Here is a 22777-nt window from a genome sequence, read left to right on the forward strand (position 1 = left end):
GACCCGTACCCGTTCTGGCTGGATTAATGGATGGAAACGGGTGTTCTATCGGGACACACATTTTGTCCTATAAGCCTAAGCATAAATGAGCGGGTCGTGCTGTATAAATTGCTTGTGTGCGCGTTTATGCGCATTAGATTGCGTTTAATTACGCACTTATGCGTATATATGCGCCGTTTACGGGGCAATAATGACCGTTTAGCGGTGAGATACGCAAAAACGCGCACAGACGCGCGTGTTTGTGCGAATATAGAGCTGTCAGAAATGCAAGACGTTCTATGACACAGGAGACACATAATGGCAGATTCCAAGCAGGCTCCACTCGACGCCGCGGCAGCCGCCAAAGCAGCATTTGCTTCGGTCCAGGACAAGCCGTTCCCTAACGACATCTTTACGGCTCCCGAGCTCCGTTGGGCTGTGATCGGTTGCGGCGTTATTGCCAACCAGATGGCTCAGTCCCTTGCCCTGGCCGGCCGCAAGCTTACGGGCGTTGCCAACCGCACGCTCACCAAGGCTCAGACTTTTGCCGACCAGTACGGCGTCGAGAAGGTCTATGACACGGTTGAGGATCTCTACGCCGATCCTGACATCGACGCCGTCTACATCACCACCCCGCACAACACCCATATCACCTATCTGCGCGCCGCCCTGTCGGCCGGCAAGCACGTTCTCTGCGAGAAGGCCATCACGCTCAACTCCGCCGAGCTCGATGAGGCCCGCGCCATTGCCGCCGAACACAACGTGGTCCTTATGGACGCTACCACGGTGCTCCACATGCCCTTGTATCAAGAGCTACGCCGCCGCATGGATGCTGGCGAGTTTGGCCGCATGAACCTCGCTCAGCTCAACTTTGGTAGCTACAAGGAGTACGGCGACCTGACCAACCGTTTCTACAATCGCAACCTCGCCGGCGGTGCCATGCTCGATATTGGCGTATACGCCCTGTCCGTCATGCGCCTGTTTATGGCGAGCCAGCCCGTCGAGGTCGTGTCTCTGGGTAACACCTGCGAGACCGGCGTGGACGTTGCAGGCGGCATCGTCTGCCGCAATGCCGAGCAGCAGCTGGGCGTCGTGAGCCTTACGCTCCACTCCAAGCAGCCAAAGCGCTCGGTTATCAGCTTTGACAATTGCTATGTCGAGGTCAACGAGTATCCGCGCGCCGATCACGCGACGATTGTGTGGACCGCGGACGGTCATCGCGAGGAGGTCGCCGCGGGCACCGAGGCTTATGCCCTGTGCTACGAGATGGCTGACCTCGAGCAGGCCGTCGCCGGCGACGATTCCAAGCGTGAGCTTCTGGATTATGCTTCTGATGTGATGGAGCTCATGACCAAGCTCCGCGCCGATTGGGGAGTCGTCTACCCCGAGGAGGAGTAAGCGATGCTTGCGGAAGATAGGCTCAATACAATCGTGTCGATGGTGCAGCAGGCTGGCTCGGTAACGGTGCCCGAGCTTGCCGATGCCCTGGGCGTGACGGCCTCTACCATTCGACGCGACCTACAGACGCTCGACCGAGCGCACCGCATCGCCAAGGTGCACGGTGGCGCGACAAGTCTTGAGCGCGCGCACGTGACGCGCGACCTAACGATCAGTGAGCGCAGTGATCTCCATAACGACGACAAGGAGCGTATCTGCGCCCGCGCCGCGGCGCTCGTGGAGCCCGAGAGCTTTGTGTACATCGATTCGGGTTCGACAACGCTCAGACTCATCGAGCATCTTCCGCATCTCGAATCGGTCACCTATGTGACTGATTCCGTGCTCCATGCTCAGCATCTCGCTGTGCGCGGCATGCGCACCGTGGTGCTGGGCGGCGAGCTTAAACCCGAGACCGAGGCGCTCGTTGGCCCCGATGCTCTGGCAACCCTAGACCGCTACAACTTTAACTGCGGCTTTTGGGGTTCTAACGGCATTGCCGCCGAGCAGGGCTTTACGACGCCCGATATCGAGGAAGCGCAGGTCAAGCGTATCTCGATGCGCCATACAGCCAAACGCTTCGTAATCTCGGACGCCAGTAAGTTTGGCATGGTGGCTCCCGTAAAATTCGCGGACTTCCGCGACGCAACGGTTATCACCGCGGGCGAGGTGCCCGCCAAGTACCAGACGATGGAAAACGTCATCACGGTTTAGCAACGGGGCGAAGTAAGGCCAAAACCACCACAAAGGTGCCTGTCCCCATTGTGGTGGTTCCGATGGCCCCGTCGGGCATGATTTCCCAGTACCCCTGTTTCCATACGACGTGATCATGCCCGCCGGGGCCATCGTATAGATATCGCTTAAAAGCGCCGTCACTTCGGCGCTATCAATCACTCAAACACAAGGTAATACGCAGGTTGTGACCCTCAGAAGGGGAGGGCTGGGCCTGCTTGTGCAAAAGGAGGAAACATGTCAGCTGCAAACGAGAAGGTTGGGGGCGGCGCTTACGATGTCGTTGCCATCACGGCATGTCCAACGGGCATTGCTCACACATTTATGGCGGCCAAAGGGTTGGAAGACCAGGCAGCCAAGATGGGCGTGAGCATTAAGGTCGAGACTCAGGGTTCGGGCGGCGCTAAAAATGTACTGACCGCGGCAGACATCGCTGGTGCCAAGGGTGTCATCATTGCGGCGGATAAAAATGTCGAGCTCGATCGCTTCGATGGCAAGTCGGTTTACTCCTGTGCGGTGACGCGTGGCATTAATGACGCCGAGGAACTTATCAATATTGCGCTTGCGGGCAATGCGCCTATTCATCATGTGTCCGGCGGCGCCGCGGTACAGGCGGCTGCCGAGGGCGAATCCGAGGGTTTGGGCCGCAGGGTCTATAAGGACCTGATGAACGGCGTTTCGCACATGCTCCCCTTTGTTGTTGGCGGCGGCATCCTCATGGCGCTTTCGTTCTTGCTGGACCAGGCGGGGCTGGGCACGAGCGCATACGGCCACAGCACTCCGGTCGCGGCCTTCTTTAACCTTGCGGGCAACCAGGCGTTCAACTTTATGCTCCCCATCCTTGCGGGCTATATTGCCATGTCCATTGCTGACCGTCCGGGCTTGGCCGCGGGCTTTGTGGGTGGCTGGATTGCAAAGCAGGGCTTTACGTTGGGCTATCTCACCACGGCAATGGATGCCGATGCCCAGGCTCAGCTTGTCTCTGCTGGCTTTTTGGGCGCGCTGCTGGTCGGTTTTGCCGCCGGCATTATCGTCAATGCGCTCAAGAAGGCTGCAAGCGTGCTACCCGAGTCGCTCGACGGTATCAAGCCCATGCTCATCTACCCCGTGCTGGGCATTCTCTTTACGAGTCTCTTTATGATGGCCGTTAACCCGATTATGGGCGTTATCAACACCGCCATTAGCGGCGCGCTCAACGGTCTTTCGGGCACGAGCATCGTTCTTTTGGGCATTATCTGCGCCGGCATGCAGGCGACCGACATGGGTGGTCCCATCAACAAGGCCGCATATGTCTTTGGCACCGCGGCCCTTGCCGAGCAAACGCTGCAGGGCAATATGATCATGGCTGCCGTCATGGCGGGCGGTATGGTACCGCCGCTGGTCATCGCGCTCTCCACGACGTTCTTTAAGAACCGCTGGACCGAGGCCGATCGCAAGGCAGGCCTGGTGAACTACATCATGGGTCTGTCGTTTATCACCGAGGGTGCTATTCCCTTTGCCGCGGCCGATCCGCTTCGCGTGTTGCCCGCCTGCATCCTGGGATCTGCGACCGCAGGCGGTCTGTCGATGCTCTTTGGTTGCGCGAGCCCCGCTCCGCACGGTGGCGCCTGGGTTATCGCGGTCATCACGAACCCGGTGCAGTACCTGTTGGCCCTTGCTATCGGCGCTGTGGTCGGCTGCTTGGTTCTGAGCTTCCTTAAGAAGCCTCTCGACAAGGCTACCGAGTAGCGGGAGCGGAAGGGTCTTGCCAATGGAAAGGCGGTAACGTCCACCAGGGACGTTGCCGCCTTTTGCTGTTTGGGGATTTGTCTTGATCTGTAACAGGAAGAGAGGGATATGGGTTCCAGATGTTACAAGCTGAGATATTTTTCCTGGTGGTCCCATAACGTCTCAATCTGTAACAGGAAGGTCAAAATGCGGGCTCCAGATGTTACAGATCGAGATGATTTCTCCGGTGGGATCCGAATATCTCAATCTGTAACATCTTGGGCCGATTTTGCCGAGTTGTTGTTACAGATTGAGATTTTCCCTTAAGGGGGATTCGAATGTCTCGATCTATAACAAATAGACCGGAAAATGGGTTCTAACTGTTACAGATCGAGACGTTTTGGGACCGCGGCTGAGCCATTGCGACAAAGCCACCACAAAGGTGCCTGTCCCTTTTTGGCAGGTTTTAGGGCTCCCAGGGGCAGGGGGCTTCGATGTGGATGTGCTCGCCGGTTACGGGATGCGTGAAGGACACGCTGTGGGCGTGGAGCATCAGGCCACAGGGGCGCGGCGTTCCGTACAGGTCGTCGCCAACTAGGGGATGACGCTCGCTCGCCAGGTGCACGCGAATTTGGTGCTTGCGGCCGGTGAGCAACTCGACATCGATATACGAGCGCGTGGGCAGGCCTCGGCGGCTCTTAAGGCGCTTGAGCACCTTCACGCGCGTCTGAGACGGCTTGCCGCTGGCGCCAACGCGCATCTTGCGGCTATCGTGGCGGTCGCGGGCGATGGGCTTGTCGATGAGCTTTTCGTTCCAGTCGATTTTGCCCTCGGCGAGCGCCAGATAGTGCTTTTCGAATGCGTGGTCGATGACCATCTGGTCAAAGGCGGGCTGCGTCTGCTTGTCGAGCGAGAACAGTACCACGCCGGTGGTGTCACGGTCCAGGCGATTAAGCGGCTGCATGTCGGTCGCGGCAAAGCCGTCGCCCATCGCCAGCAGCAGGTCGCTGGCGTAGTCGGTGAGCGTGCGCTCGCCGGTGCCGTCGCCGTGGACGATCATGCCGGCGGGCTTGTCGATGGCCATAAGCCAGGCGTCGCAGTAGAGGACTTGAGGTTCTTCGTTCACGTGTAAGCCTTTCGGTTAGCTAATTCCCACAAACATGCAGCCCGAGGTCGCCCCGCGTAGGCGGGCGGCGGGCTTGCGGCCGGCCTGCGCTGCTTCGACGGCACGACGGACGCGGGCGACGGCACGGCCCACCTCATCCGTCTCGAGCAGCGTTCCGTCCACCATAAGACGACGCACGCCGGCATCGAGCAGCTGAGGAACCTGCGGCGTGAGGTCGATGGGGTAGGCATCGTACAAGCGAGAGCGGCCATGGATGTCGGTGCGCACGGGCATGACCTTTCCGTCGATATTCTTGAGCGAGAGCTTGCGGGCACGCAGGCGGCAGTTGGCGCAATCGTGGATGCAGCCGTTGGCAACCTGCAGAATGCAATGCTCGCTTGTCATGACGCGCGGGCGGCCAAAGACGGTGATGCCCAGAGCCGCGGGCGCGGCGGCGCCGAGCGAGACAATCTCGTCGAGCGTGATCTCGGGCGAGAGCCAAAACGCACCGGCTCCGCGCCCGGCAAGCGCCTCCATGCAGGGCGTGTTGTGCACCGGCAGGCAAGAGCGAATCTCGGCCGTGGCGCCAACCTGGGCGGCCAGGGCAAGCTCAGAGATGTTGCCAATAGCGACCGTGGCGCCGGCAACAACCCACGGGTCGACGCGTACGTGGTCAACGGCGCGGCAGACCTCGTCGAGCACGGGTACGATGCCCTGCTCAAATGCATCGGCGGGGGAGAGCTCGGCCGCATCGAGCGCGTCGGTGGTCATGTAGATGCGCGTTACACCCTCGGCGCGAGCGGCCTCGGCGGCCTCGAGCGAGGTGACGGTGGCGCAGATCTGCGGCTCATCGCGGTAGTGCTCGGGCGCGGGGCGGGAATCACTGGTTACAATCGCCGGCAGCTTGAGCGTTTTCGCGCGCTCCTCGTACGGTGCCAGAATGGCCTCTTCCAGCGCCTTACAAGCGGTGGCGCGCACCTTGTGCACGGCGGAAAAGCCCATACCGCAGCCGGCGTCGAGCGAAACGTCAAAGCTTGCGGCCTCAAAGGGCGAGGAGCCCATGCGGCCCACATGCTCAACCAGATCGGATGCCTCGACGGCGCGGGTCTTGGCGGCCTCGACGGTGAAGCCCGTGGCGGTGGCGGTGAGCGCGGGGTTGTCACAGCAGGTGAGTGTGACAGTAAACGGCTCGCCCAGGCGCGCCACGACGGACACGTCAACAGCTCGGCGGCGCAGCGCATCGCGCTTGAGCGCGGCGCCGGCGGCGTCGATGGCGCGCTGACTGCGAATCACGCGGACGCGGCAGCCCTCGGGCATGCTGCGGGGCACGCGACATTCGATGATGTCGCCGGCGGCGGCATCATCGGCGGCAATGGTGGTCAGGAACTGGTCAAACTCGTTATCGTGGCGAAGCTCCAGCAGGTCGCCCTTGCCCACGGGCTCAAACAACTCAATGCGGGCGATGGCGGCGCGCCGACGGCGGTCGTCGGGCTTGAGGCCGCGCACATCGCGGTTGGCCAGACGGCTGCCCAGTACCGTGCCCACGATCTGACCGCGGTTGTTGGAACGCTCATAGCTCATCATCTCGTCGCCCGAGGTGCCGTCCTGATAGGCGTGCGTAAAGTCGCGGTTGAAGCAGCGCTTGAGCTGGCGCTGGCGGGCGGCTACCTCGTCCTTATCTACGGCGACCCCGGCCAGCATGTCATCAATCTGGTGACGATACACATCGACGATGGAATACACGTAATCGGGGGCCTTCATGCGGCCCTCGAGCTTGAGCGATGCGGCGCCGGCGTCATACAGACGGCGAACAAGCTGCGAAGTGTTGGTGTCGCGCGGGCATAGCGCACGCTCGCGACCGGCAGGGGAGAGCGAGCGGCCGTTCTCGTCGATCAGCTCGTAGGGCAGGCGGCAGGGCTGGGCGCACATGCCGCGGTTGGCCGAGCGGCCCGCCATGGCAAAGCTCGAGAGCAGGCACAGGCCCGAGTAGCAAAAGCAGATGGCACCGTGGCTAAAGACCTCGAGGTCCACATCGGGTGCGGCGTCGTGGATGGCAGTGATCTCGTCAATGGAGAGCTCGCGCGACAAGGTCACTCGGTCGGCGCCCTGCTCACGGCACCAAAGGGTTCCGCGGTCGTCGTGGATGTTTGCTTGGGTTGAGATGTGCGTCTCGATGCCGGGCATCGTGCGCTTGACCTCAAAGAACAGACCCCAGTCCTGGATAATGAAGGCATCGGCGCCCAGCGTGGAGCAGCGATGGATGAGTTGCAGCGCATCGCCCATCTCGGACTGCTTGATGACGATGTTGACCGTGACGTAGACGCGCGACCCGGCTAGATGCGCGGCGCGGCAGGCTTGCTCAAAGGCCTCGTCGGTAAAGTTGGTGGCCTTGCGGCGGGCGTTGAAGCTGCCCATGCCGCAGTAGATGGCGTCTGCCCCGGCAGCGAGCGCGGCGGCAAAGGGCTCCGGGCCTCCGGCGGGCGCCAAAAGCTCGGGTCTGCGGTTGGTGGTTCGACTGGCGGTTGCGGTCATATCCTGCCTTTCAAAATGCTCAGATATTCAAAAGTATAGTGGCGTCGCTGCGGTGGGCGACGCCCGCAGCCTAAGCAGGACAAAGTCTTCAGCAGCTTGGACTGGCTGCTCCACATGAGAACCGTTCAGCGGTTCGGGGAAACCGTTGGGCGATAAAATATTCTCGCAAGCTGATAATATTCTTGCATCAAACAGAAACCTTGAGTACTATCCCAATCAAGCGCGGTGTTCAGACCGAACTGTGCCTCCCGGTGTGAACACCGCGCTCACGCTCTCTCAATTGATCGTAAGGAGAAAAACATGAGCAAGACCGTCGTGTCTTCCGATAACGCACCCGCAGCCATCGGCCCGTATTCCCCCGGTATCCAGGCCGGCAACATGGTGTTCCTGTCCGGCCAGCTGGGCATCGATCCCGCGACCGGCAAGATGCCCGAGGGCGTCGAGGCCCAGGCCAAGCAGTCCCTCGCCAACGTCGAGGCCCTGCTGACCACTGCCGGCGCTACCTTTGCCGATGTCGTCAAGACCACGGTCTACCTGGCCGACATCGCCGACTTCGCCGCCGTGAACGAGATCTACGCCTCCAAGTTTGAGGCCCCGTTCCCCGCGCGCAGCGCCTTCCAGGTTGCCGCCCTTCCGGCTGGCGGTCTGGTCGAGATCGAGGTCGTTGCCGCTCTCTAAGGCGTTGGCCACAACTAAACATGACATGCAAAAAGACCCTGCAGCGCGTGTGAGCTGCAGGGTCTTTTATCAAGTGACGGATCGCTTGTGGAGCCGCACTCCATTTTGCTCGTTAGCCTTCCTTGCGGACTTTTTGCAGGTAGCGGTAGACGCTGGGCTCAGAGATGCCCAGCGCGGCGGCGGCGCAGGCCACGGCGCCCTTGAGCATGAACACCCCGTTACCGTTGAGGTGGCGAATGACGTCCACGCGGTCGCTCTGACCAAGCGACGCTACATCCAGCCCGCGCGCGCTCAGCAACTCGGCAATGCTGCGGTCGATGAGCTCCTGTGTAGACTCCGAAAGGCTTTCGACCTCGATAGGGGCGGGCTCCGTGCGCGTCGGCGCCGCGTCGAAGCACGCCATGAGCTGCTGCGCCATGGCGTTGATGGAGCGCACGGTCGAGAGGTCGGTGTTGACGCAGAGCATACCGACGATCTCATCATTCTCGCGGATAAAGTACGTCGCTGACTCCAACGTCTTGCCGCCGGCACCGCGCCCCTCGTAGCCCGTAATAAACGGCAGGTCGCGATACTTGGCGTCGTGCATGATCTTGAGTGCCAGATCGGTGGCGGGACCGCCGACCTTGCGGCCGCTCACGATGCCGTTGCGAATATCGACGATGGCGTGGTCGGGATCCGAGAAATCGTGCAGCACGATTTCGCTGTTTTTGCCGAGTATCTGCTCCAGAAAATCGACCATCGGCAAAAAGCGACGTACGGTCTCGTTCACGGGCAACTCCTTTGGGCGAAATCGGAAATGTTCATAACAATTTTTTCTCATGGTAACACGCTGCCCATCATCTCGTATATCCGCAGGTACATTGCGTAATGCAGACGAACGGTAGGAATTTAGCGGTAAACGGTTGACCAAAAGAAATGTTAGATGTTATTTTGACTAGACACTTTCCTGACCTGCGGAAATGCGTAATTTCAGCTGAAGAATAGTCTGATAACAAAAAATTATTATTGAGAATGAGAATCATCTTTAATACGATATGCAATGAAGGCACAACCTCAACCCCGCACTGCGTCACAATAGAGCGTCAGATGCGAAAACAACTACTTCGAGGATTGGTGGTCAAATGACCCAGGAGACGGTTACGAACGGCACTGAAGCCCTGTTCACTCGCGAAGGCATGCCTCCCGTTAAGGAAATGATCCCGTGTGCCCTTCAGCACGTACTGGCATCGTTTGCCGGCATCATTACCCCGGCGGTCATCATGGCCGGCGTCTACGGCTTTAATAGCCAGCAGAGTACCGACATCATCCAGGTCGCGCTCATTCTTTCGGCGATCGACACGGCCCTTCAGGCCTTCGCTCCCTTCCGTCGCATCGGCGGCGGCCTGCCCATCGTCATGGGCGTTTCGTTCGCGTTCCTGCCGGCCCTGCAGGCCATGGGTGCCTCGGGCTTTAGCTTTGGTGCGCTGCTGGGTGGCGAGATCGTCGGCGGCGCCGTCGCGGTCCTCTTTGGTCTGGCCTACAGCAAGATCAAGTGGCTGTTCCCGCCCGTCGTGACCGGTACGGTCATCTTCTCCATCGGCGTTTCGCTGTATCCCACGGCCGTCAAGTATATGGCCGGCGGTATGGGTACGCCGCTGTGGGGCACCCCGCAGGCCTGGTGCGTCGCTCTTATCACCTTCGCCGTGGTCTTTGCGCTCGCCAACTTTGGCAAGGGCACGCTCAAGCTGGGATCCGTGTTCTTTGGCATGATCGTTGGCATGATCGTCTCCATCCCCTTTGGCATGATCGACTTCTCCAGCGTCGCCACCGCTCAGGTCTTCGCTCTTCCCAAGCTCATGCCCTACGCGCTCGAGTTTGATCCCGAGGTCTGCATTACCCTCGCCGTCGTGTTCCCCATGGTTGCCATCCAGGTTATCGGTGACGTCTCCGCCGCCTGCCTGGGCTCCATCGACCGTATGCCCACCGAGCGCGAGCTCTCCGGCGCTATCGTGTCCCAGGGCCTCACCTCTATGGTCGGCGGTCTGCTGGGCGGTCTTCCCACCAGCGCCCTTGGCCAGAACGTGGGCATCATCTGCTCCAACAAGGTCGTCAACAAGTGGGTCTTTGTGATCATTGCGGCCGTCTTTGCCATCGCCGGTCTGTTCCCGCAGCTCTCTGCCGTCCTTTCCGCTATCCCGCAGCCCGTCATCGGCGGCGCGACCGTCGGCGTCTTTGGCACCATCACCATGAACGGCGTGCGCATGTTCACCCGCGAGGGCCTCACGCAGCGCACTACCACCATCGTCGGCACCTCCGTCGTCTTTGGCCTGGGTATCTGGATGGCCAGCGGTTGCCTTGCCGGCGAGGGCATGCCCACCTGGGTGTCCACCGTCATCGGCTCCAATGCCGTAACCCCCACCGCCATCATGGCCATTGTCCTTAACCTGATCCTTCCGCAGACGCCGGTCGTGGCTCAGCACATCGATGCTGCCAAGGACGCTGCCGTGGATCTGGTCTTGCCCGAGAGCAAGAAGTAACCAATTCGGTGCTATTCGTCGGCGGACGCATCGCCTCGTCCGCCGACGCCATGCGGCACCAAGCCGCACTTCAAAGGGTTTGTCCCTTTGGTGAAGCGTTGACGGGAGAGGGCCCGTTTCCGGTGTAGGCCGGCGCTTCGCACTCCGCCATGTCAGAGGTGTCAAACCCCGCCTCTGATGTTGAAGGGAGCATCCATGCTTCTGGTCGCTAACGGTTCCGTCTTTACCCGCAACGCTCAGACCCCGTTTATTCCAAACGGTGCGGTCGCCATTGACGGAGATACGATCGTCGAAGTGGGCCCCGAGCGCGAGCTCAAGGCCAAGTACCCGGATGCCGAGTACGTCGATGCCCAGGGCAACCTCATCATGCCCGGACTCATCAACTGCCACACCCACATCTACTCGGGTCTGGCCCGCGGCCTTGCCATTAAGGGCTGCAACCCCACCAACTTCTTGGAGAATCTCGAGCAGCAGTGGTGGAAGATCGACGACAACCTGACGCTCGACGGCACCAAGGCCAGCGCCTATGCTACGATTTTGGACTCCATCCGTGATGGCGTCACCACGATCTTCGATCACCATGCGAGCTTCTGCGAGATTCCGGGAAGCCTCTTTACCATTAAGGATGCAGCTCAGGAGCTGGGCATGCGTTCGTGCCTGTGCTACGAGGTCTCCGATCGCCGCGGCCAGGAAAAGTGCGACCAGGCCATTGCCGAGAACGCCGAATTTGCCCAGTGGGCCGCCAAGGAGCGTCGCGATAACGACAACCACATGATCGCCGCCATGTTTGGCGGACATGCTACCTTTACGCTTTCGGACGAGACCATGGATAAGATGGCCGAGGCCAACAACGGCCTGACCGGCTTCCACATCCATGTGTGCGAGGGCATGAACGACGTGTGGGACTCCCGCCTCAACCGCGGTGGCATCAGCCCCGTCGAGCGCCTGCTGCAGCACAACCTGCTGGGTCCCGACACCATGCTGGGCCACTGCATCCACGTGACGCCTGCCGAGATGGATATCGTCAAGGAGTCCGGCACCTGGCTCGTCAACAACCCCGAATCCAATATGGGCAACGCCGTGGGCTGCGCCCCCGTGCTCGAGTTCTTCCGCCGCGGCATCCCAGTGTGCATGGGCACCGACGCCTACACCCACGACATGCTCGAGAGCCTTAAGGTCTTCCTGATCATTCAGCGCCACAACGCCGCCATGCCCAACGTGGGCTGGTGCGAGGCCATGACGATGCTGTTCGAGAACAACGCCAAGATGGCGAGCAAGTACTTCGATCGCAAACTCGGCGTGCTCGAGGCCGGTGCTGCCGCCGACGTCATCGTTATGGACTACAAGCCCTTTACGCCGCTGAGCGAGGAGAACATCGACGGTCACATGCTCTTTGGCATGATGGGCAAAAACTGCCGTACCACCATCATCAACGGCCGCGTCCTGTACAAGGATCGCGAGTTCGTTGGCATTGATGAGGACAAGATTAACGCGTGGACCATGGCCGAGTCCAAGAAGCTCTGGAGCACGCTCAACGATTGCACCTACTAATTACAAGTAGATTCACGCGCGCCGGATGTTTCGCCGCATCCGACGCGCGTATAGGCGACCTCCGCGGGGTCGCCGGCGCTGTGCTAGCGCTACACCGTATTTGCGCCCGCCGCGCGGTCTCGCCGGGCGTTACAGAGAGGAGCTCACTATGAGCGACATCATGAGGCCGATCCCGTTTTCGCAGCTGATGAACTGGATCATCGAGGAGCATAAGACTCAGGACGCCATCTTTGGCGTGCGTAAGATGGTCACGACCAATCAGGAGGGCGCGCTTCCCATTTTTGACGAGCGCATCGAGACTCCGTTTGGCCCGGCCGCCGGCCCCAACACGCAGCTTGCCCAGAACATCGTGGCATCCTACGTGGCCGGTTCCCGCTTCTTTGAGCTCAAGACCGTCCAGGTTATGGACGGCGAGGAGCTCTCCAAGTGTGTGAACAAACCCTGCATTGTGGCGCAGGACGAGTGCTACAACTGCGAGTGGTCGACCGAGCTCGAGGTTCCGCAGGCCTTTGCCGAGTACGTGAAGGCATGGTTTGCCTGCCACCTGATCGCTCGCGAGTACGGCCTGGGCAGCCCGGACGGTTTTGTCTTTAACATGTCGGTGGGCTATGACCTCGAGGGCATCAAGAGCCCCAAGGTCGACGCCTACATCGAGGGCATGAAGGACGCCAGCGGCTCCGAGGTTTGGAACGAGTGCCGCACGTGGGCACTCGCCAACCTGGACAAGTTTGAGCATGTCGATGCCGCGTTTGTCGAGTCCATCCCGGCGCGCGTCTCCAACTCCATCACCGAGTCCACCCTGCACGGCTGCCCGCCCGCCGAGATCGAGCGCATCGCGACCTACCTCATCACCGAGAAGGGTCTCAACACCTACATCAAGTGCAACCCCACGCTGCTGGGCTATGAGTTTGCCCGCCAGCGTCTGAACGAGCTGGGCTTTGACTACATCGTCTTCGACGATACGCACTTCCGCGAGGACCTGCAGTGGGCCGATGCTGTGCCCATGTTCGAGCGCCTGATTGCCCTGTGCGCCGAGCGCGGCCTGGAGTTTGGCGTCAAGCTCACCAATACCTTCCCCGTCGACGTGACGAGGAACGAGCTGCCTTCCACCGAGATGTACATGTCCGGCCGTTCGCTGTTCTCGCTGACCATCGAGGCTGCTCGCCGCATTACCGAGCAGTTCGATGGCAAGCTGCGCATCAGCTACTCCGGCGGTGCCACGGTCTACAACATCCGTGCCCTGTACGATGCCGGCATTTGGCCCGTCACCCTGGCGACCGACGTGCTCAAGCCCGGTGGCTACGAGCGCTTTAGCCAGATGGCCGGCGAGTTTACCGACCTGGATGGCAAGCCGTTTGCGGGCGTCTCGCTCGAGGCCGTGACGGCGATCCAGGCCGACTCGCTCACCAATCCGCTCTACAAGAAGCCGCTGCGCCCGCTGCCCGACCGCAAGGTCGCCGGCAAGAGCCCGCTTTCCGACTGCTTTACCACGCCGTGCCGCACGAGCTGCCCCATCCAGCAGGATATCCCCGCCTATCTGGCGGCTGTTGACGAGGGCCGCTTCGAGGACGCACTCAACATCATCATCGAGCGCAACGCCCTGCCGTTCATTACCGGCACCATCTGCCCGCATCCCTGCGGCCGTGCCTGCGAGCGTGCATTCTACGAGCCCGAGGGCGCCCAGATTCGCGCCAGCAAGCTCAAGGCCGCCCGCGAGGCCATGACCGCCGTGCTGCCCAAGTTGCGCGCCCAGGCCATCGCCAACGACAGCGACCGCAACGTTGCCGTTATCGGCGGCGGTCCGGCCGGTCTGGCGACAGCGTTCTTCCTGACGCGTGCCGGCGTGCCCGTCACCATCTTTGAGGCCCGCGATTCGCTCGGCGGCGTGGTCCGTCACGTGATTCCCGAGTTCCGCATTGCGAGCGACGATATCTCCCACGATGCCGAGCTCTGCCTGGCCTTTGGTGCCAAGGTGCAGCTCAATGCCCGCGTGGATTCCATTGACGAGCTCAAGGCCCAGGGCTTTACCGACGTGGTCGTGGCCACCGGTGCCTGGATGCCCGGCTCTGCGGGCCTGGGCGAGGGTGCCGAGCTCGACGTGCTGGAGTTCCTCGAGGCCGCCAAGAAGGGCGAGAAACTCGAGCTGGGTGAGGACGTCGTGGTCATTGGCGCCGGCAACACCGCCATGGATGCCGCCCGCGTGGCCAAGCGCCTGGCAGGCGTGAAGAACGTGCGCCTGGTGTATCGCCGCACCAAGAAGCAGATGCCCGCCGACGAGGAAGAGCTCGATCTTGCTCTTGCCGACGGCGTTGAGTTCTGCGAGCTGCTGGCGCCCAAGGCACTCAACGGCGCCGTGCTGACCTGCGACGTTATGGAGCTTGGCGAGCCGGATGCAAGCGGCCGTCGCAGCCCCGTCGCCACGGGCGAGACCGTCGAGCTTCCCGCCACCACGGTGATCTGCGCCGTGGGCGAGGGCATCGATGCCAGCCTGTACGACGCCGCGGGCGTCGAGCACGACCGTCGCGGCCGCCTTGCTGCCACCTCCACCGGTGTCGAGGGCGTCTGGGCTGCGGGCGACTGTCGCCGCGGTCCTGCCACCGTGGTCGAGGCCATCTCCGATGCCGCCGAAGTCGCCCGCGCCATCGCCGGCGTGGACTTTAACAAGTACGCCGACTGCAACGAGCAGGCCGGTCGCGAGGACACCTGCTACGAGCGTAAGGGGTCGCTGTGCCGTGACAAGCGCAACTGCACCAAGACTCGCTGCCTGGGCTGCGGCTCGGTGTGCGAGGTCTGCTGCGACGTGTGCCCCAACCGCGCCAACGTGGCAATTAAGGTGCCGGGTCTGGCCAAGCATCAGGTCGTTCACGTCGATGGCATGTGCAACGAGTGCGGCAACTGCGCCGTGTTCTGCCCCTACCAGGAGGGCCGTCCCTACAAGGACAAGCTCACCCTGTTCTGGAGCGAGGAGGACATGGAGAACTCCGAGAACGAGGGCTTCCTGGCCGTGGACGAGGATCACTTTAAGGTCCGCGTCGCCGGCACGGTCCGCACCGTCTCGGTCGATGCCGTCAACACCGGTCTGCCCGAGGCCGTCCGCCTGACCATCAGGGCCGTGCGCGACAACTATTCGTACCTTCTTAAGAAATAGGCGAGTCTCTTATGGCCAAATCCATTCAACATAACGTGGCCTACGTTGCCTGCGGAAGCGGCTGTGCTTCCGCAGGCGGCGACGCCCGTTGCAGCGAAGGCTGCATTGGCTGTGGTGCCTGTGTCACGGCCTGCCCCCACGGTGCCATCGTACTGGTCGACGGCGTCGCCCGCGTGGACCGCTCCAAGTGCACGGGCTGTGGCCTGTGCGGCATGGCGTGCCCGCAGCGCGTGATTGCTTTCGTTCCCGGCTACCAGAACATCCTGGTGCGCTGCAACAACACGGATAAGGGCGCCATTGCCCGCAAGATCTGCGACACGAGCTGCATCGGTTGTGGCATGTGCGCTAAAAAGTGCCCCGCCGGCGCTATCCGCATCGAGGACAACTGCGCCCATATCGACGGCGCGGACTGCCTGTCGTGCGGCATGTGCGCCGTCGTCTGCCCGCATGGCGCTATCCACGACCGCACCGGCATCGCCGCCGGCGTGTAGAAGGGAATCACCATGGCACAGGAATTCACTTTTACCGTTAACGGCGTCGAGCGCACGACGACCCAAAATAAACCGCTGCTGCGCTACCTGCGCGACGACCTACACATTCACTCCGCCAAGGACGGCTGCTCCGAGGGCGCGTGCGGTACCTGCACCATCCATGTGGACGGTGCAGCCGTCAAGGCGTGCGTGCTGACCACCGCTCTTGCCGCCGGCCGCAACATCGTGACCGTCGAGGGCCTGCCCGAGGACGTGCGCGAGGCCTTTGTGTACGCCTTTGGCGCCGTGGGCGCCGTGCAGTGCGGTTTTTGCATCCCCGGTATGGTCATGGCGGGTGCGGCGCTCATCGCCGAGGACCCCGAGCCCACCGAGGAGCAGATCAAGTACGCCATCCGCGGCAACGTCTGCCGCTGCACCGGCTACAAAAAGATTATCGAGGGCATTGCGCTGGCCGCTGCGGTGCTCCGCGGCGAAAAGCAGATCGACGAGGATCTGGAGCGCGGCGACGACTACGGCGTGGGCAAGCGCGCCTTCCGTATCGACGTGCGCAAGAAGGTGCTCGGCGAGGGCAAGTATCCCGACGACATCGACGAGCTCGATCAGCCGGGTCTGACCTATGCCAGCGCCGTGCGCTCCAAGTACCCGCGCGCCCGTGTGCTCTCCATCGATACCTCCAAGGCCGAGGCCCTGCCCGGCGTGGTGGGCATCCTGCGCGCCGAGGACGTGCCGGTCAACCAGGTCGGCCACCTTATCCAGGACTGGGACGTCATGATTGCTCAGGGCGATATCACCCGCTGCGTGGGTGACGCCATCGTGCTGGTGGTTGCCGAGGACGAGGCGACGCTCGAGAAGGCCAAGAAGCTCGTAAAGATCGATTACGAGCCTCTGGAGCCCGTGCGCAACATCGCCGAGGCCAGGGCTGCCGATGCCCCGCGCCTGCACGACAGCTTCTTTGCCTTTGGCAACACGGTGGAGCTCAAGGACAACGTATGCCAGAGCCGTCACGTGACGCGTGGCGACGCCGCCAAGGCGCTGGCGGAGAGCGCATTCACCGTGACGCAGCGCTTTACCACGCCCTTTACCGAGCACGCCTTTTTGGAGCCCGAGTGCGCCGTTGCCTTCCCGTACAAGAACGGCGTCAAGGTGCAGTCGACCGACCAGGGTGCCTACGACACGCGCAAAGAGTGTGCCCATATGTTTGGCTGGGATAGCGAACCCGAGCGCGTGGTCGTCGAGACCATGCTCGTGGGCGGCGGCTTTGGCGGTAAGGAGGACGTTTCGATCCAGCACCTGGCCGCGCTTGCTGCCTATAAGTTCCAGCGTCCTGTGAAGTGCAAGCTCACGCGTGCCGAGTCGCTCGCGTTCCATCCCAAGCGTCATGCCATGGACGGTACCTTTACGCTGGGTTGCGACGCCGAGGGCAACTTTACCGGCCTGGATTGCGAGATCAACTTTGACACCGGCGCCTACGCGTCGCTGTGCGGCCCGGTGCTCGAGCGCGCTTGCACGCATGCTGTCGGCCCCTACAAGTACCAGAACACCGACATTCGCGGTTATGGCTACTACACCAACAACCCGCCCGCCGGCGCGTACCGTGGCTTTGGCGTCTGCCAGTCCGAGTTTGCGCTCGAGAGCCTAATCGACCTGCTGGCCGAGAAGGTCGGCCTGGATCCGTGGGAGATTCGCTACCGCAACGCCATCGAGCCGGGCGAGATTTTGCCCAACGGTCAGATTGCCGACTGCTCCACGGCGCTGAAGGAGACACTGCTCGAGGTCAAGGATGCCTACTATGCGCATCCCGGACACGCCGGCATTGCCTGCGCCATGAAGAACGCCGGCGTGGGCGTGGGCCTGCCCGATGCCGGCCGCTGCAAGATTCGCATCGAGAACGGCGCGGCCGTGGTCTATGCCGCCACGTCCGACATTGGCCAGGGCTGTAACACCGTCTTTTTGCAAGACGTTGCCGAGGCATGCGGCCTGCCGCTTCGCTGCATCGCCAACGGCGAGTGCTCCACCGAGAACGCTCCCGACTCCGGCACCACGTCTGGCTCGCGTCAGACGGTCGTGACCGGCGAGGCTGTGCGCGGTGCCGCCTTCTTGCTGCGCGATGCCATGCTTGACGTCGAGGCCGGCAAGCCTGCGCCTACTGGCCCGGTGAGCGCCCACGGCGACGGCGTCAAGATCGAGTACGACGACGGTCGCGCCTATCAGCTGCGCACGCAGGAGCTCGTCGCCGACCAGGGTATGCATCCTCAGGATCCCGCGGCTGCCATCAAGGCGCTCGAGGGATGCGAGTTTGGCTACGTGTACCTGGAGCCGACCGACAAGCTGGGCGCCGACGTTCCCAACCCCAAGAGCCACATCTGCTACGGGTTTGCCACGCATGTGGTCATTCTGGATGATGACGGCCGCGTGAGCGAGGTCTATGCCGCACACGATTCCGGCAAGGTGGTCAACCCCATCTCCATCCAGGGTCAGATCGAAGGCGGCGTGCTCATGGGTATGGGCTATGCGCTTACCGAGGATTGGCCGCTCAAGGACTGCGTGCCCCAGGCCAGGTACGGCACCCTCGGGCTGTTCCGCGCGCCCGAGATTCCGAATATCCACGCCATCTACGTGGAGAAGGACGAGCTGTTGCCCGTGGCATACGGCGGCAAGGGCATCGGCGAGATCGCAACGATCCCCACGGCGCCCGCCGTGCAGAATGCCTACCGCGCGTTTGACGGTAAGCTGCGTCCAGATCTGCCCATGGTGGATACGCCCTACAGCCGCGCCCGTCACCGCGGGTAGGGTAGGGCGCGCACGGCCGTTGCTGACGGGCTGTTCGCGCTGAACATCAACTACATACGCTGCACCTTTGGCCCCAGCCCCATCGCGAGCCGGGGCCTTTTGTTTGGAGCGCCTCCGCATGCGGAAACTGTGTCCCGGATTCGGCGCTCAGAATGGGATGCGCTTTCCGTTAACCGCTCACTTGGAAAGTGCATCCCAGCTTGAGCGTTTATTCCGGGATGCGGTTTCCGCTGAAGGACTCAACCGGAAAGCACGACCCGTTCCGAGACCTGATTCCGGGATACGCTTTCCGCTAGGCCCGCCATCCGGAAAGTGCATCCCGTTTTGAGCGTCCAGGCTAGGACGCGCTTTCCGTTGGCGTGGTCGTTGGGAAAACGCGGCCCAAATAGGGGGGTGCGATCCGGCGATGCGTGGCCTAGCAGCTCCTACAGGTCCACGTCGTTGAGCCATGTCGGCAGCGCGGTCTGCCGGATGCCTGCTGTCTGCAGCTTTTTTGCGAGCACTCCTGTCGAGCGGACTTCACTCATGGTAAAGCGCAGCAAGGGATGGCCGTAGAGCGACAGGTGCGCTTCGCGTTGCCGTTCGGCAACGAGTGCTTCGGCGGTGGTGCGCCCGGCTAACATGGCCTGGTCGGTATATTTGACGAACCCGTCGAGTTCTCCCAACGTGAGCTCCCGCGCCTGGCGCTCCCAGGCAAAGTCCGTTCGCATAGTCTCGGTCGAATCGAAGGGGTCCGTCAGCTCGTATTGCAGTTGGTCGGGTGCGAAGCCGGTCTCGATCATGACGGCGCGGGCGACTGATTCCCCGCCGCTCTCGGCGCGGGCGTCGGCATATCGAAGCGTTGTGAGGGCGGTGCGAATCGCGCGACCATTGCGGGCAGTCGCTCGTTGCTCAACGGCCTCCATCAGCTGTTCCGACGCAAGGCCGAGCTTTGAGATCGCCGAATCGGCAATGGGCATGCCGTCGGCAAAACCAGTTTGCAGCAGGCAATCTGTGGCCGTTTGGATGGGCGGCGTTACCGATATGCCGGCTCTGCGTATTGCTCCGGCCGACTCAATCTGGTGTCGCTGAATATGTGCGCCCGGGCGAGCCGACGGCTTTGTCGAGCTGCAAACATGCACGACATTCAGGTGTCGCCACGAGACCTCGAGCCCCAGCAGGCAAGCTGCCGAAAACGAGCAGAACGACCAATAGGGGTGGATGATCGCAAGGGCGCGAATAATCTCGCAATGACGCTGCGCCCGGTTGAGCTCATCCCAGCGTATTTTGCGCGCGAACAATCCCGGCATGGGGGAGACGACCGTGCTGCCGATGCGCCGAAGGAGCGCTTTTCGGATCGCCGCGCTCGGGGGAATCAGACAGCGCCCCTCTTGTTCGACTTGGTTCAACAGCTGGTCGATGAGTTGGTCATTGCAATGGGTCATGAGCTACCGCCTCCTTTTGGGTAGCAAAAACGTATCAGCTGGAACTTGCCGCTCAGCTGACCAAAAGCTGACCAAAATCTAACCATGCAGGCAGATGGCCTGGTTTTGACGTCATTTTTTGAAGCTGAATCGGTGGGCGGTAATTGGCGACCTTGAACGGTAGCGAGTTATGAAGAATGGGTAAGTTTCGGGACGTGTACTTTTTTGAAAAAGAGCATTCTATCTGCTGTTTTGTGTCTCTGGATCGCATGTTTGAAGGTCTGTGATAAGGGCGACGGATTGTCGTCTTGTATCTGCGGAAACTGTGACCCGGAATTGCCGCTTGGAATGGGATGCGCTTTCCGGAACAGCCCTCAACCGGAAACTGCGTCCCAGATTTCGGCCTCGGAGTGGGATGCCGTTTCCGGATCGGGCCTCAAGCGGAAATTGCATCCCGGAACGAGCCCTCAGAGCGGGATGAACTTTCCCAACGGGCCGCATGCGGAAACTGTGTCCCGGAATTGCCACTCAGAACGGGACACGCTTTCCGGATGGCATGTTTGGCGGAAACTACGGCCCAGTTTTTGGCTCCAGAACGGGATGCATTTTCCGGAACGGTCCACGTGCGGCGGTGTGTCGCCCCTTTTCGTGCGCCGCTTGTCGAATTACGTTATAGCTAGCTATATTATAGTAAGGTATAATATAGCTAGCTATAACGTAAAGGAAGGATGGCCCTATGTTTATCGGAAGAACAGTGGAAATGTCCGAGCTCAATCGACTGTATGGCACGGGCTCCTTTGAGATGCCTGTGATTTACGGCCGCCGTCGTGTGGGTAAAACGCGCCTTATCACAGAGTTCATCCAAGGCAAGAAGGCTATTTACTTTCAGGCTCGTCGTACCAATGCGGAGGCAAACCTGCACGGCTTTAGCCAGGCGATACTTGCGGGTTCGGTTGGTGCTGCAGGCGTGTCGTTTCGTAGCTTTGATGAAGCGTTCGATGCATTGGCCACCATGGCCCGCACGGAACGTTTGATTGTCGTGATTGACGAGTATCCCTATCTCGCTCAATCGAATCCCGAGATCAGCTCGTTGCTGCAAGACAAGATTGATCACCTGTACAAAGAGACCAGGCTCATGCTGATCCTATGCGGCTCGTCTCTTTCGTTTATGGAGGAACAGGTGTTGGGCTACGAGAGCCCACTATACGGTAGGCGTACGGCCCAGTTTAAGATCATGCCGCTCGATTTTACGACGACCCTCGGCCTGTGGCAGAGCATGAGTCGCGAAGATGCTGCAGTTTGCTATGGCATGACGGGCGGCATTCCTGCATATATCGAGAAAGTCGATCCTGCCGCACCGCTCAAGGACAACATCAAACGTCTTTTTCTTACTCCTACGGGCTATCTCTTTGAGGAGCCGAGTAACCTGCTATTGCAAGAGTGCCGCAATCCCGAGCAATATGATGCGATCGTGCAAGCAATTGCTCAGGGGCGCTCGAGGATCTCGGAGATTGCGAGCTCTACGGGAATCCCTGCGAGCAACGTAAAGAGCTATGTGGATAAGCTGGCGTCGCTTGGGATTGTCGAGCGCGAGCTGCCCCTAAACGAGACGAGCAATAAGCGAGCCGTGTATCTGCTGAGCGATCAGATGTTTAGGTTCTGGTACAAGTTTGTTCCGCAGAACATCGGGCTGATTCAAAACGATATGGCCGCGATGGCGTATAAGCGCATTGAGCCGCACGTATCGGATTACATGGGCGCGGTCTTTGAGCTTATATGCAGGCAATACGTGTACGAACTCGCACGCGCGGGCCAGCTCGATGTGGTTCCGGCAAGCGTTGGGCGCTGGTGGGGGACGGATAATCGCACGCATACGCAGGAAGAAATCGACTTGATTGTTGACGATGGCGAGGGCGCTGCGCTGTTTGCGGAGTGCAAATGGCGCAATGAACCGGTGGGCGAAGACGTGCTGCAAAAGCTCGTGCACCGCAGCGAGCTCTTTAGACGGCAACGAAAAAGCTATGCACTATTCTCAAAAAGCGGCTTTACGCAGGGATGTCGGGATGCCGCGGAGAGTAGGGGAGACGTCAAGCTGATTTCGTTTGCCGAGATGTGTGAGCGGGGATAATGAAGCGCGTCCTGATTTGATGCTGGGAATGGGATGTGCTTTCCTTTTGCGACCTTTGGCAGAAAGTGCGTTCCAGATTTCGGCTTCAGAATGGGATGCCGTTTCCGGATCGGCCCTCAGGCGGAAACTACGATCCGGAATTTGGCTCCAAAACGGGATACGCTTTCCCGGTGGCATCTCTGGCGGAAACTGCATCCCGGAATGAGCTCTCGGAACGGGACACGCTTTCCCATTGGGGCTTCAAACGGAAACCGTGTCCCGGAATCGAGCCTCAGGGTGGGACGCATTTTCCGGTAGAGGCCTGGGACGGAAGGCGTGTCCCAGAATCCGGCTAATCCGATGGCCAGGTGGTTGAGCGAGCGGGCTCCGAGGCTCCATTACTGAAAATTCATTTGTTAAACCTGGCAACCGTGGGTAGAATAAAGTCGACGGCAGCCCAAGGGTGATAGCTGGGCAGCGCCGTTACTTAGTTCAAGGGGTCAATGCCTTAACGGCGTCGACCCCTCTAATATGAGAAAGCCATTGTCAATAGGCGTGTTTGTTCGAGCCCGGTTTTAAACCGGGCTTTTTCGTTTCCCGTCGG

General features: G+C 60.9%; 14 protein-coding genes. 10 read left to right on the forward strand and 4 right to left on the reverse strand.

The window, feature by feature from the left end; genetic code table 11:
- The first annotated feature begins 297 nt into the window (after nucleotides 1–297).
- The 3 genes from AB5164_RS06180 to AB5164_RS06190 all read left to right on the forward strand — a co-directional run bounded on the left by AB5164_RS06180 (nucleotide 298) and on the right by AB5164_RS06190 (nucleotide 3873).
- The gene (locus tag AB5164_RS06180; protein ID WP_368142930.1) at nucleotides 298–1377 is read left to right on the forward strand and encodes a Gfo/Idh/MocA family protein; all 1080 of its coding nucleotides are present in this window, start codon (nucleotides 298–300) and stop codon (nucleotides 1375–1377) included.
- Between the two features lie 3 nt (nucleotides 1378–1380).
- The gene (locus AB5164_RS06185) at nucleotides 1381–2127 is read left to right on the forward strand and encodes a DeoR/GlpR family DNA-binding transcription regulator (RefSeq protein WP_117743067.1); all 747 of its coding nucleotides are present in this window, start codon (nucleotides 1381–1383) and stop codon (nucleotides 2125–2127) included.
- 255 nt (nucleotides 2128–2382) lie between these two features.
- The gene (locus tag AB5164_RS06190; RefSeq protein ID WP_368142928.1) at nucleotides 2383–3873 is read left to right on the forward strand and encodes a PTS fructose transporter subunit IIC; all 1491 of its coding nucleotides are present in this window, start codon (nucleotides 2383–2385) and stop codon (nucleotides 3871–3873) included.
- A gap of 445 nt (nucleotides 3874–4318) precedes the next feature.
- Here the strand turns inward: AB5164_RS06190 and AB5164_RS06195 are convergent, their stop codons facing one another.
- On the reverse strand, nucleotides 4319–4978 hold the full coding sequence (locus AB5164_RS06195) for an RluA family pseudouridine synthase (RefSeq protein WP_233509079.1): 660 nt from the start codon (nucleotides 4976–4978) through the stop codon (nucleotides 4319–4321).
- 15 nt (nucleotides 4979–4993) lie between these two features.
- A complete protein-coding gene (locus AB5164_RS06200) occupies nucleotides 4994–7489 on the reverse strand; it encodes a U32 family peptidase (protein WP_368142926.1) in 2496 nt (831 codons plus the stop codon).
- 300 nt (nucleotides 7490–7789) lie between these two features.
- On the opposite strand from AB5164_RS06200, the gene AB5164_RS06205 reads away from it, so the two are divergent.
- Entirely contained in the window at nucleotides 7790–8167 is a 378-nt protein-coding gene (locus AB5164_RS06205; protein ID WP_368142925.1) for a Rid family detoxifying hydrolase, read from the forward strand.
- Between the two features lie 112 nt (nucleotides 8168–8279).
- On the opposite strand, the gene AB5164_RS06210 is transcribed toward AB5164_RS06205, so the two are convergent.
- Entirely contained in the window at nucleotides 8280–8936 is a 657-nt protein-coding gene (locus tag AB5164_RS06210; RefSeq protein ID WP_233506175.1) for a helix-turn-helix transcriptional regulator, read from the reverse strand.
- Between the two features lie 352 nt (nucleotides 8937–9288).
- Between AB5164_RS06210 and AB5164_RS06215 the strand changes: the two genes are divergently transcribed.
- The 5 genes from AB5164_RS06215 (at nucleotide 9289) to xdh (ending at nucleotide 18663) form a co-directional block, all read left to right on the forward strand.
- Nucleotides 9289–10683, forward strand: a complete 1395-nt coding sequence (locus tag AB5164_RS06215; protein ID WP_035137475.1) for a uracil-xanthine permease family protein — start codon at nucleotides 9289–9291, stop codon at nucleotides 10681–10683.
- A gap of 195 nt (nucleotides 10684–10878) precedes the next feature.
- Nucleotides 10879–12234, forward strand: coding sequence for a putative aminohydrolase SsnA (gene ssnA, locus AB5164_RS06220; RefSeq protein WP_368142923.1), 1356 nt, complete (start codon nucleotides 10879–10881; stop codon nucleotides 12232–12234).
- A 148-nt stretch (nucleotides 12235–12382) separates the two neighbouring features.
- Nucleotides 12383–15382 (forward strand): putative selenate reductase subunit YgfK, encoded by a 3000-nt coding sequence (gene ygfK, locus AB5164_RS06225; protein WP_368142921.1) that lies wholly within the window; start codon nucleotides 12383–12385, stop codon nucleotides 15380–15382.
- 11 nt (nucleotides 15383–15393) lie between these two features.
- Nucleotides 15394–15873, forward strand: coding sequence for a 4Fe-4S binding protein (locus AB5164_RS06230; RefSeq protein WP_271747272.1), 480 nt, complete (start codon nucleotides 15394–15396; stop codon nucleotides 15871–15873).
- A gap of 12 nt (nucleotides 15874–15885) precedes the next feature.
- Nucleotides 15886–18663, forward strand: a complete 2778-nt coding sequence (xdh, locus tag AB5164_RS06235) for a selenium-dependent xanthine dehydrogenase (RefSeq protein WP_368142920.1) — start codon at nucleotides 15886–15888, stop codon at nucleotides 18661–18663.
- 425 nt (nucleotides 18664–19088) lie between these two features.
- Here the strand turns inward: xdh and AB5164_RS06240 are convergent, their stop codons facing one another.
- The gene (locus AB5164_RS06240) at nucleotides 19089–20087 is read right to left on the reverse strand and encodes a hypothetical protein (RefSeq protein ID WP_368142919.1); all 999 of its coding nucleotides are present in this window, start codon (nucleotides 20085–20087) and stop codon (nucleotides 19089–19091) included.
- 715 nt (nucleotides 20088–20802) lie between these two features.
- Between AB5164_RS06240 and AB5164_RS06245 the strand changes: the two genes are divergently transcribed.
- Complete coding sequence (locus tag AB5164_RS06245) at nucleotides 20803–22194, forward strand: ATP-binding protein (RefSeq protein WP_368142917.1); 1392 nt, start codon at nucleotides 20803–20805, stop codon at nucleotides 22192–22194.
- Nucleotides 22195–22777 lie beyond the last annotated feature (583 nt).

This window comes from Collinsella aerofaciens, from assembly GCF_040915425.1.
GTDB classification, from domain to species: Bacteria; Actinomycetota; Coriobacteriia; order Coriobacteriales; family Coriobacteriaceae; genus Collinsella; species Collinsella aerofaciens_BW.

Excerpts from the sequence above, each read along its gene's own strand:
- AB5164_RS06180 (WP_368142930.1), top strand. The coding sequence starts at position 298 with ATGGCAGATTCCAAGCAGGCTCCACTCGACGCCGCGGCAGCCGCCAAA.
- AB5164_RS06185 (WP_117743067.1), top strand. The coding sequence starts at position 1,381 with ATGCTTGCGGAAGATAGGCTCAATACAATCGTGTCGATGGTGCAGCAG.
- AB5164_RS06190 (WP_368142928.1), top strand. The coding sequence starts at position 2,383 with ATGTCAGCTGCAAACGAGAAGGTTGGGGGCGGCGCTTACGATGTCGTT.
- AB5164_RS06200 (WP_368142926.1), bottom strand. The coding sequence starts at position 7,489 with ATGACCGCAACCGCCAGTCGAACCACCAACCGCAGACCCGAGCTTTTG.
- AB5164_RS06205 (WP_368142925.1), top strand. The coding sequence starts at position 7,790 with ATGAGCAAGACCGTCGTGTCTTCCGATAACGCACCCGCAGCCATCGGC.
- AB5164_RS06215 (WP_035137475.1), top strand. The coding sequence starts at position 9,289 with ATGACCCAGGAGACGGTTACGAACGGCACTGAAGCCCTGTTCACTCGC.
- ssnA (WP_368142923.1), top strand. The coding sequence starts at position 10,879 with ATGCTTCTGGTCGCTAACGGTTCCGTCTTTACCCGCAACGCTCAGACC.
- ygfK (WP_368142921.1), top strand. The coding sequence starts at position 12,383 with ATGAGCGACATCATGAGGCCGATCCCGTTTTCGCAGCTGATGAACTGG.
- AB5164_RS06230 (WP_271747272.1), top strand. The coding sequence starts at position 15,394 with ATGGCCAAATCCATTCAACATAACGTGGCCTACGTTGCCTGCGGAAGC.
- xdh (WP_368142920.1), top strand. The coding sequence starts at position 15,886 with ATGGCACAGGAATTCACTTTTACCGTTAACGGCGTCGAGCGCACGACG.
- AB5164_RS06240 (WP_368142919.1), bottom strand. The coding sequence starts at position 20,087 with ATGACCCATTGCAATGACCAACTCATCGACCAGCTGTTGAACCAAGTC.
- AB5164_RS06245 (WP_368142917.1), top strand. The coding sequence starts at position 20,803 with ATGTTTATCGGAAGAACAGTGGAAATGTCCGAGCTCAATCGACTGTAT.